This window comes from Streptococcus oralis subsp. dentisani, assembly GCF_002096335.1.
In the GTDB taxonomy this organism is placed as follows: Bacteria; Bacillota; Bacilli; order Lactobacillales; family Streptococcaceae; genus Streptococcus; species Streptococcus oralis_Z.
In genome coordinates this window covers 23,137-32,471 of record NZ_NCUW01000023.1, presented here as the reverse complement: position 1 = coordinate 32,471, position 9,335 = coordinate 23,137, and the positions used below count along the sequence as shown (strand labels likewise).

The 9,335-nt window shown below is 42.3% G+C and carries 11 protein-coding genes, 1 pseudogene and 2 riboswitches; of the genes and pseudogenes, 11 read left to right on the top strand and 1 reads right to left on the bottom strand.

Going from position 1 to position 9,335, the window contains the following annotated elements; genetic code table 11:
* The 9 genes and pseudogenes from B7709_RS00780 to thiE all read left to right on the top strand — a co-directional run.
* Positions 1-249, top strand: a pseudogene (locus tag B7709_RS00780) (IS30 family transposase); the annotation flags it as partial.
* 311 nt (positions 250-560) lie between these two features.
* Complete coding sequence (lctO, locus tag B7709_RS00770) at positions 561-1,697, top strand: L-lactate oxidase (RefSeq protein WP_045617471.1); 1,137 nt, start codon at positions 561-563, stop codon at positions 1,695-1,697.
* A gap of 148 nt (positions 1,698-1,845) precedes the next feature.
* A riboswitch (TPP riboswitch) is annotated at positions 1,846-1,934 on the top strand.
* Positions 1,935-2,091: 157 nt separating this feature from the next.
* A complete protein-coding gene (locus tag B7709_RS00765; RefSeq protein ID WP_084970889.1) occupies positions 2,092-2,652 on the top strand; it encodes an ECF transporter S component in 561 nt (186 codons plus the stop codon).
* On the top strand, positions 2,653-4,038 hold the full coding sequence (locus B7709_RS00760; RefSeq protein WP_084970887.1) for an ATP-binding cassette domain-containing protein: 1,386 nt from the start codon (positions 2,653-2,655) through the stop codon (positions 4,036-4,038).
* A gap of 1 nt (position 4,039) precedes the next feature.
* On the top strand, positions 4,040-4,690 hold the full coding sequence (locus B7709_RS00755) for an energy-coupling factor transporter transmembrane component T (protein WP_084970885.1): 651 nt from the start codon (positions 4,040-4,042) through the stop codon (positions 4,688-4,690).
* A 10-nt stretch (positions 4,691-4,700) separates the two neighbouring features.
* Positions 4,701-5,393, top strand: a complete 693-nt coding sequence (gene tenA / locus B7709_RS00750; RefSeq protein ID WP_084970884.1) for a thiaminase II — start codon at positions 4,701-4,703, stop codon at positions 5,391-5,393.
* Positions 5,394-5,396: 3 nt separating this feature from the next.
* Positions 5,397-5,921 carry an energy coupling factor transporter S component ThiW gene (gene thiW / locus B7709_RS00745; protein WP_084852541.1) on the top strand — a complete coding sequence of 175 codons (525 nt, stop codon included), beginning with the start codon at positions 5,397-5,399 and terminating at the stop codon, positions 5,919-5,921.
* A complete protein-coding gene (gene thiM, locus B7709_RS00740; RefSeq protein ID WP_084852540.1) occupies positions 5,921-6,724 on the top strand; it encodes a hydroxyethylthiazole kinase in 804 nt (267 codons plus the stop codon). The genes thiW and thiM overlap by 1 nt, the downstream gene beginning before the upstream one ends.
* Positions 6,717-7,349 (top strand): thiamine phosphate synthase, encoded by a 633-nt coding sequence (gene thiE / locus B7709_RS00735; RefSeq protein WP_084852539.1) that lies wholly within the window; start codon positions 6,717-6,719, stop codon positions 7,347-7,349. The genes thiM and thiE overlap by 8 nt, the downstream gene beginning before the upstream one ends.
* 47 nt (positions 7,350-7,396) lie before the next feature.
* Here the strand turns inward: thiE and thiD are convergent, their stop codons facing one another.
* On the bottom strand, positions 7,397-8,188 hold the full coding sequence (thiD, locus tag B7709_RS00730) for a bifunctional hydroxymethylpyrimidine kinase/phosphomethylpyrimidine kinase (protein ID WP_084970882.1): 792 nt from the start codon (positions 8,186-8,188) through the stop codon (positions 7,397-7,399).
* Between the two features lie 84 nt (positions 8,189-8,272).
* Positions 8,273-8,371: riboswitch (TPP riboswitch) on the bottom strand.
* Between the two features lie 182 nt (positions 8,372-8,553).
* Between thiD and B7709_RS00725 the strand changes: the two genes are divergently transcribed.
* Both B7709_RS00725 and B7709_RS00720 read left to right on the top strand, forming a co-directional pair.
* Complete coding sequence (locus tag B7709_RS00725; protein WP_084970880.1) at positions 8,554-8,949, top strand: CopY/TcrY family copper transport repressor; 396 nt, start codon at positions 8,554-8,556, stop codon at positions 8,947-8,949.
* Between the two features lie 10 nt (positions 8,950-8,959).
* On the top strand, positions 8,960-9,331 hold the full coding sequence (locus B7709_RS00720; protein WP_000935069.1) for a cupredoxin domain-containing protein: 372 nt from the start codon (positions 8,960-8,962) through the stop codon (positions 9,329-9,331).
* Positions 9,332-9,335 lie beyond the last annotated feature (4 nt).

The following is a 9,335-nucleotide window of genomic DNA, read 5'->3' as shown; positions in this document are numbered from 1 at the left end:
ACCAAGAAACATCTAGGAAAGGCAATTGAAGAAAGGCCAGAAGAGATCAATAATCGCTCCCGTTTTGGAGATTGGGAAATCGATTCTGTTCTGGGTAGAAAGACAGTAGGAGAACCTTCTATTCTGACCTTGGTAGAACGACAAACACGCTATGCTGTCACAAAGAAACTCGTCGAAAAGAAAGCAGAGTATGTCAATCAAGCAGTCTTAGAGTGTATGAAACGTTATCCCATTAAGTCCATATTGAGTAAGATAGAGAGATTAGATCTCTTAAAACGCTTTAAAGAAGACCAAGAAAATTGGCAAAATGCCTAAGACATAGAAAATCAAGTAGTCACTAGGATTACCTGATTTTTTGTATGTAAGAAATAAAACAAAGGTTCCTAAGGGTAAAGAAGAATATAGGATAATGATAGAATGAGAGCCCTCTCTTTTTTGGGATATATTCAGACAATCAGTTTGAAATTTCCAAACAAAATATTTGAAAAATTTTGAAAAAAGAGTTAGAATATTTTTTGTAATATACAAAGTAAACGCTTACTTAACAAGGAGGGCATTTTATGTCATATAAAACAAGTAATGCAGAAGGACCTGTAGATTTTATTAACGCTTATGATTTGGAGGCAATGGCGCAACAAGTCATTCCTAAAGCCGCCTTTGGTTATATCGCTAGTGGAGCAGAAGATACTTTCACTTTGCGGGAGAATATCCGCGCCTTTAACCACAAACTCATCGTTCCGCATACGCTTTGTGATGTGGAAAATCCAAGTACAGAGATTGAATTTGCAGGTGAAAAATTATCTTCACCCATTATTATGGCGCCAGTTGCAGCTCATAAATTGGCAAATGAACAGGGTGAAGTGGCGACTGCGCGTGGTGTGCATGAGTTTGGTTCCCTCTATACAACTAGCTCTTACTCAACTGTCGACCTTCCAGAAATTACAGAAGCTCTTCAAGGGACACCTCATTGGTTCCAATTTTACTTTAGTAAGGATGACGGGATTAACCGCCACATCATGGATCGTGTGAAGGCTGAAGGTTATAAAGCGATTGTCTTGACAGCAGATGCGACTGTAGGAGGCAATCGTGAGGTGGACAAGCGTAATGGTTTTGTCTTCCCAGTTGGCATGCCGATTGTTGAAGAATACCTGCCAGAAGGTGCTGGAAAATCAATGGACTTTGTTTACAAATCAGCCAAACAACGCTTGTCTCCACGTGATGTAGAATTTATCGCTGAATACTCAGGACTTCCTGTTTATGTCAAGGGGCCACAATGCCGTGAGGACGTTGAACGTTCGCTTGCTGCTGGAGCTTCTGGTATCTGGGTAACCAACCATGGTGGCCGTCAAATCGACGGTGGGCCAGCTGCCTTTGACTCACTTCAAGAAGTAGCAGAAGCAGTTGACAAACGCGTACCAATTGTCTTTGACTCTGGTATTCGTCGTGGCCAACACGTCTTTAAAGCCTTGGCTTCAGGAGCAGACTTGGTAGCTATTGGCCGCCCGGTTATCTATGGCTTGGCTCTCGGCGGTAGTGTTGGTGTGCGCCAAGTCTTTGAACACTTGAATGCAGAATTGAAGACAGTTATGCAGTTATCTGGAACTCAGACTATTGAAGATGTCAAACACTTCAAACTCCGTCATAATCCTTACAATCCAACCTTCCCAGTTGACCCACGTGACTTAAAATTGTATTGATAAAACAGATTGCCTCCGCATAATGTGGAGGTTTTTATTCGCGTATAGAAAGATTAAATCGTCATCAGAAACTATATAAATATATTTTCCGGTCAAATATCTTGCTAGGGCTTTCATTTTCTGTTATACTGGTCCAGTAATAAAATAATAAAGACATTTGGGGTGCTTTAGGCTGAGATGATACCCATTGAACCTGATACAGTTAATACTGGCGAAGGGAAATGTGAAAAGGTTTTTTTCGTATGTCGAAAAGAACTGTCTAATCTTGTAAGGTCAACTCTAATTCTCGTTTGTAATTGGAGTTTTTTTGTTTATCAAAAGAGGATAGGCTTGACGGCAAGCCTTTTGGTAACTCTCCTTGAATGCCCCACTTTTCTTTAAAAAGGAGTTTTTTATGTTGAAAAAATGGCAGTTAAAAGATATTGTTTTACTTGCTTTCTTGTCTATCTTTTTTGGTGGCGTTTTTGTTGGTTCAGGCTATCTGTTTGATATCCTCACCCTGATCTTGGCCCCTCTTGGCTTGCAGGCCTTTGCCAATGAAATCCTCTTTGGTCTCTGGTGTATGGCTGCGCCCATTGCTGCTATCTTTGTTCCAAGAGTCGGAAGTGCAACGATTGGAGAAGTGCTTGCTGCGCTTGCTGAAGTCCTTTATGGTAGCCAATTCGGTCTAGGTGCTCTTTTGTCCGGCTTGGTTCAAGGTTTGGGAAGTGAATTTGGCTTTCTTGTGACCAAGAATCGCTATGAAAGTTGGCTCTCTCTAACTGCTAATAGTATTGGGATTACCCTTTTTAGCTTTGTCTATGAATACATTAAATTAGGTTACTATGCCTTTTCCCTTCCTTTTGTCCTTTCCTTGCTGGTGGTGCGTTTTATTTCTGTTTATTTCTTCTGTACCATCTTGGTTCGTGCCATTGTCAAACTCTATCATCAGTTTGCGGCTGGAGGAAAGGCATAGATGGGTCTGGAATTACGAGGAATTCAGTCCTCAATCTTCTCAGAGCCGATTGATTTTACTTTTCATGCGCAAGCCTTTACCTTGTTAGTTGGGAGCAGTGGTTCAGGAAAATCCAGCCTCTTTCAAGTCATTGCCCAAGTCAGTTCTCTTCCCTATAGTGGTCAAGTTCTGATAGATGGGAGCGAGGTTAGTCAGCTTTCTGTCGTCGAACGTGTCCAGACGGTTGGCATTCTCTTTCAAAATCCCAATCATCAATTTACCATGGAGAACTTGTTTGAGGAGTTGATTTTTACCTTGGAGAATATCGGTCATCCCGTTCAGGAAATTGATGCTAAAATAGCAGAGGTGGTTCAACAGTGTCGCTGCAAGGCAATCTTGCAGCGTCCCATCCACCACTTGTCAGGTGGGGAAAAGCAAAAAGCAGCGCTGGCTGTCCTCTTTGCCATGAATCCTAGGGTCTATCTCTTGGATGAGCCCTTTGCTTCCATTGACCGCAAGAGCAGGATAGAGATATTGGAGATTCTAAAAGAGTTGTCCTCTAATGGGAAGACAGTCATCCTGTGCGACCATGATCTAACGGACTATGAAGCCTATATCGACCATATGGTGGAGCTAAGAGATGGACAACTAAGGAAAGTGTTTCAAATCCCTTGCTCTGAGATGACACAGGTTGCTTCAAAGGAAGTTGCTTCTAGCCCAGAACTATTTCATATGGACAGAACGACTTGTGAGCTGGATCATCGTCCCCTCTTTTCAATTGCAGATTTCACTTTCTACCAAGGAATTTCCTGTATCTTGGGTGACAATGGTGTCGGGAAATCAACCCTCTTTCGGTCTATTCTTCAATTTCAGAAGTATAAGGGGCGCGTTACTTGGAAGGGTTCGGTCCTGAAAAAGAAAAAGAGTTTGTATCGTGATCTGACGGGTGTTGTTCAGGAAGCTGAAAAGCAATTTATCCGAGTTAGTCTGCGAGAAGAACTGCAATTAGATAGCCCAGACTCTGAAAGAAATCAGCGGATACTTCAAGCTTTACGATATTTTGATCTGGAGCAGGCGCTTGATAAGAGTCCCTATCAATTAAGTGGTGGCCAGCAAAAGATTCTTCAGCTTTTGACCATCTTGACCAGCAAGTCTTCTGTGATCTTGCTGGATGAGCCATTTGCTGGTTTGGATGATAGAGCCTGCGGCTATTTTTGTCAGTGGATGTTAGAGGATAGAAATCAGGGAAGAAGTTTTTTGATCATTAGTCATCGTTTGGATCCCTTGATCTCTGTGGTTGATTATTGGATAGAGATGACGAGAGAGGGTCTCAGCCATCTTCAAGAAGTGACCATCAGCAAACCTCTCCCATCTCTGAACAATGATGCTCTAGGGGAGGTGAGGTAGTATGATCAAAGTAGCAACCCAGACACCGGTTATCAGCCTCTTCTTTCTAATTTTATCCTTGGAAACATCATTCATTCCCTCGATAGCTCTTAATCTTTCGGTAGCCGTATTTTGCATACTCTTTTTACTCTATTACCGTCGATTTAAAATGTTGACTTGGATGATTCTGCTTGCCATTTTGCCCTCCTTTGCTAACTATTGGGCAGTTCAGTTACATGGGGATGCTTCGCAGGCAGTGATACTTGGAACGAGGGCCTTTGTGACGGTTTGTATCGGCCTTGTCTTTGTTTCCAGTATTTCCCTAAAAGAGCTCCTCTTGTACTTGGCTCAAAAGGGGCTATCACGCTCTTGGGCCTATGCCTTGATTGTGGTATTCAATGCCTTCCCCCTCATTCAGCAGGAAATCAAGTCTCTCAAGGAAGCGTGCTTACTGCGTGGTCAAAAACTGCATGTTTGGTCGCCCTTAATTTACAGTAAGGTTCTGATGACGGTTTTTAGATGGCGCCATCTTTACCTGAGAGCTCTATCTGCGCATGGATATGATGAACATGCACAGTTGGAGAATAACTATCGGACTTTTTATATTTCGCAGAGAACAAAATTGATCTACTTACTTTTCTTTTTATTGCTTCAAACCAGTTTATTTCTATAAAGGAGTTATTATGGAATTTACAGATATTGCGATGGAATTATCCAAGGAAGCTTGGCAGGCATCCTTTCATCATCCCTTTGTTTTACAGTTACAAGAGGGAAATTTAGAACCTGCGATTTTTCGCTATTACCTAATTCAGGATGCTTATTATCTGAAGTCTTTTTCAGAAGCCTATCACCTCTTGGCTGATAAGACTTCAAACGAGAAGATGAAAAGACTTTTGAAACAAAATGCCCAGAATCTAGTGGATGGTGAGTTGTTTATCCGCCAACAATTTTTCAAGGAATTAGGAATCAGTGACCAGGAAATGGAGGAGCAACCGATTGCTCCAACCTGTTATCATTACATTTCTCACATTTATCGTCAATTTGAAGAAGCAAATCTAGCCATTGCTTTTGCTAGTTTGCTCCCATGTCCTTGGTTATACCATGATTTGGGCAAGGCACTGAATCGCAAACCATCCCCGAATCCTCTTTATCAACAGTGGATTGAAACCTATATCACCGATGAATTAGAACAGCAGATTAAAGAGGAAGAAGCACTGGTCAATCAGCTCTATCGAGAAAGCAATGAGACGGACAAACAAAAAATGCTAGAGGCCTTCCACCGAAGTGTCCACATGGAAGCCAAGTTTTGGGAGATGGCTTACCAACACCAAACCTGGACGAGTGATTTGCAGTCCTTAGAAAAAGAGAAGAAATAGAAAATGAGAAACCACCAACTTCAAGTTCACAAATTAACCATTTTATCCATGATGATTGCTCTTGACGTAGTTCTTACACCCATCTTTCGAATTGAAGGGATGGCACCGATGTCCAGTGTAGTCAATATCCTAGCAGGGATCTTGATGGGACCTGTTTATGCCTTGATCATGGCTACAGCCACAGCCTTTATCCGTATGTCTACTCAAGGCATTCCCCCTTTGGCCCTAACAGGAGCTACTTTTGGAGCCCTCCTTGCAGGTCTCTTTTATAAGTATGGTCGAAAATTTCACTATTCTGCCCTAGGAGAAATCTTGGGAACAGGGATTATCGGTTCTATTGTTTCCTATCCTGTTATGGTTCTCTTTACGGGATCTGCTGCCAAGCTCAGCTGGTTTATCTATACTCCGAGATTTTTCGGAGCAACCTTGATTGGTACAGCGATTTCCTTTATTGCCTTTCGATTTTTAATCAAGCAGGAATTCTTTAAAAAAGTGCAAGGATATTTTTTCAGTGAAAGGATAGACTGATGCAGGAATTTACAAATCCCTTTCCTCTAACCTCCAGCTCCTTGATTCACTGCATCACCAATGAGATTTCTTGTGAGATGCTGGCCAATGGCATTTTGGCTCTGGGATGCAAACCTGTCATGGCAGATTACCCTCGTGAGGTTCTTGATTTTACTAAACAAAGCCAAGCTCTCTTTATCAATCTGGGGCATTTGTCAGCTGAGAAGGAGAAAGCAATCCGTATGGCAGCTACTTATGCAAACCAAGCTTGCCTCCCAATGATAGTAGATGCGGTTGGTGTATCAGCGTCACCTGTTCGTAAGACCTTAGTCAGAGATCTTTTAGAATACAAGCCCACAGTCCTTAAGGGGAATATGTCGGAAATCCGAAGTCTTGTTGGTTTAAAGCACCATGGAGTTGGGGTTGATGCGAGTGCTAAAGATCAAGAAACTGAGGATCTGCTTCAAGTCTTGAAAGACTGGTGTCAGCTTTATCCTGGTATGTCTTTCTTAGTCACTGGACCCAAGGACCTCATCGTTTCAGAAAATCAGGTTGCTGTATTGGGAAATGGCTGTGCAGAATTGGACTGGATAACAGGGACAGGAGACCTGGTTGGAGCCTTGACAGCCGTTTTTCTCAGCCAAGGAAAGACTGCATTTGAAGCTTCTTGCCTAGCAGTTTCTTATCTCAATATCGCTGCCGAGAGAATTCTTGTTCAAGGAATGGGATTGGAAGATTTTCGTTACCAAGTTCTCAATCAACTCTCTCTCCTAAAAAGAGATGAAAACTGGCTAGAAGCCATCAAAGGAGACTTTTATGAATAGAGAAGCACTTAGGCTGTATCTAGTAACCAATCGCTACCAAGATTCCTTGGAAAACTTTCTTGAAAAAGTCGAGACGGCCTGCCGTTCAGGTGTTACCATCATCCAACTACGAGAAAAAAATCTCACTACCAATCAATATTATCAACTGGCAAAACAAGTCAAGGAAATAACCGATGCCTATCAGGTCCCCTTGATTATCGATGATCGTTTGGATGTTTGTCTTGCGGTTGATGCTGCAGGTCTGCATATTGGCGACGATGAACTACCAGTTTCGGTTGCCCGCAAAGTCTTGGGTCCTGAAAAAATCCTCGGTGTCACAGCTAAAACAGTAAAAAGAGCCCTCGAGGCAGAAGAAGGAGGTGCGGATTACTTGGGAACAGGAGCCATTTTCCCGACTACGACCAAAGAAAATGCACCCATCACTCTGATTTCAACCTTGAAAACCATTTGCCAAACGGTTGCCATTCCAGTAGTTGCTATTGGAGGCTTGACGTCAGAGAATATTGACCAACTTGCTACAACTGGTATAGCTGGGGTCGCTGTCGTCAGAGATCTGATGCAGGCAGAAGATATTGAGGCAAAAACGCAAGCTTTTTTAACAAAGCTTGATGACATGATTTCCTAATCAAAAACTCTCTAATTCCCTTATAGTTGGAACTAGAGAGTTTTTTCTTAATCTTTAAAGCTTGTATGGTTGACTGGGCCAGAACCATGACCGAGTTGAGGAGCGTCTTGGATGGCTTTTGTGACAAAGGCCTTGGCCTTATCCACTGCCTGGTAAAGACTTCTGCCCTTGGCAAGTTCAGCCGTAATCACAGCAGCAAAAGTACATCCAGTACCATGGGTGTGACAGGTTTGAATTCGAGGACTTTCCCAGACAAATTGCTCCTCCTTGGTAAAAAGGAAATCCTTGGCACCACCTTCAAGATGGCCACCTTTGATAACAACGGACTGAGGACCAAATTCTTTTATAATCAGGCGACCAGCACGCTGCATGTCTTCTGGATCATGAATCGAAAAACCAACAATCTCTTCTGCCTCAGGAAGATTGGGCGTGATAATAGTTGCAAGGGGAAGCAGATTTGTTTTTAGGTAGTTTCTGGCACTAGAATCAATCAGGGTGTCCCCACTTGTTGCGACCATAACAGGGTCAAGCACGTAGGGGCAGTCCAGTTTTTTAAGATAGGGTTGGATAATCTCCATGATTTCAGTAGTTGCCAACATCCCTGTTTTTACAGCCTGAGGCTTGATATCCGAAAAGACGCTTTTCAATTGAGCTTCCAGCATTTGGTTGGAAACGTGCTCGATTAATTGAACGCCTCTGGTATTTTGAGCGACAAGGCTGGTCACAACGGCCATTCCATAGACATCTCTAGCTTGGAATGACTTCAAATCAGCCATAATACCAGCACCGCCACTAGGGTCTGTCCCAGCAATGGTTAGAGCAACGGGTAAATAAGTCATCTAAAACCTCCCAACCAACTGAAGTTTGTATTCTCAAGAACAAGCTAGTCTGTTTGAGGAAAGCAATAGAAGACTAGCTAGTCCTCATTATCATTTCCACTTCCATCAGCTAGCATTACCTAGATTGAGTCAAAGGGATCTAACAGTCGTTAATCTCAGCTTTACGCACCCCTAGTGGTTGTTTTCTTTTTTCTTCAGTATAGCATATTTTTATAGTTTATATAGTAAAATTTGACTGCAAATCTCTCGTTACATGATTAGAATTCTATTTTTCGAAAAAATAATAAAATTATAGTTGACAAATGTAGATTTTCGGAGTATACTAATAACTGTAATCGACAAATGTAGATTTAGGAGGTGTGATTATGCAGATTTCAGATGCAGAATGGCAGGTCATGAAGATTATTTGGATGCAAGGAGAGCAGACCAGTACGGATTTGATCAGGGTTCTGGCGGAGCGGTTCGACTGGTCCAAGTCGACCATTCAAACTCTTTTGGCTCGTTTGGTTGAGAAAGAGTGTCTGACAAGGAAAAAAGAAGGCAAGTTCTTTGTCTATTCAGCCCTTTTAACTTTGGACCAAAGTCGGCATTTACTTGTCCAAGATATCAAGGACAAGGTTTGTTCCCGCAGGATCAAGCAGTTGGTGGTTGATTTGATTATGGAATGTGATTTTACTCAGGCTGACTTGGAAGACTTAGAAGCTGTGATTTCTGAGAAGAAAACCAGCGCTGTAACAGAAGTAAGATGTAATTGTATGTAAAGGAGACGTCATGTTAAATAGTATTGTAACCATTATTTGTATTGCCCTTATCGCGTTTATCTTGATTTGGTTTTTCAAAAAGCCTGAAAAATCTGGACAAAAGGCTCAGCAAAAAAAGGGCTACCAAGAGATTCGAGTGGAAGTCAAAGGGGGATATACGCCTGAGTTGATTATTCTTAAGAAATCAGTGCCAGCCCGTATTGTCTTTGACCGTAAGGACCCTTCACCCTGCCTAGATCAGATTGTTTTCCCAGATTTTGGAGTGCATGCGGACTTGCCTATGGGTGAAGAGTATGTAGTGGAAATCACACCTGAACAGGCTGGAGAGTATGGTTTCTCTTGTGGCATGAATATGATGCACGGTAAGATGATTGTAGAATAGGAGA